Annotated in this window: 2 pseudogenes; both read right to left on the bottom strand. The window is 45.9% G+C overall.

From position 1 onward, the window contains the following. Positions 1–130, bottom strand: a pseudogene (locus ACTHSP_RS21045) (formylglycine-generating enzyme family protein); the annotation flags it as partial. 173 nt (positions 131–303) lie between these two features. Further along, positions 304–780, bottom strand: a pseudogene (locus ACTHSP_RS21050) (copper-containing nitrite reductase); the annotation flags it as partial.

The following is a 780-nucleotide window of genomic DNA, read 5'->3' on the forward strand; positions in this document are numbered from 1 at the left end:
TAATAAGGGAAGTTTCTTTTTTGAGATAGAGAGGACGGTAGCTGCCTCCTTCGATTTTTACCATTTCGGCAGCAAATGTATTGCCGCAGATTAAGGCACTGCCTAAGAGGAGGAGTCGTATGAGTTTCATGGTACGCCCTTATTATCGATTGAAACAGGAAATTTATTTTTCAGATAGCCTAATCATAACAAGGCCGTCTGAAAAATCAATCTGTCTGATTGAACAGGAAGATTAATCGTGATGGAAGCCACTGCGGCTCTAAAGAGTAGGGCAGCAGTGGCTTGGCGTATTAAACCGAGAGATTATTTAGCGGCTTCAGAAGCACCAGACGCAGCTGCTGGAGCAGAAGCGGCAGCACCGGCAGGTTGGTAAACGGTGTCGCTCAGTTTTTTGGTCATGATTTCAGGGTTTTCATCACCCTCAACTTTCAATTGACCCAAAGCACCTTTGTTGAACGCACGGAAGAGAGAGTGGTCAACCACAGTGTAGCTGCCTGGAACGTCGACTTTGAATTCGATCATGGCGGCGCCACCGGCAGGAATCAGGGTACTTTGTACGTTTTCGTTGATCAGTTTACCACCTTCAACATATACTTTGTCGAAGATTTCGCCGATAACGTGGAAAGAAGATACCAAGTTAGGACCACCGTTACCAACGTACATACGAACAGTTTCACCAGTTTTAGCTTTCAGAGCGTTGTCGCCGGCGATAGAGCCTACGTGACCGTTGAATACAACGTATTCAGGTTGTTCAGCAATCGCTTTATCCATATCGAAAGG

Source organism: Neisseria sp. P0001.S005, assembly GCF_051963715.1.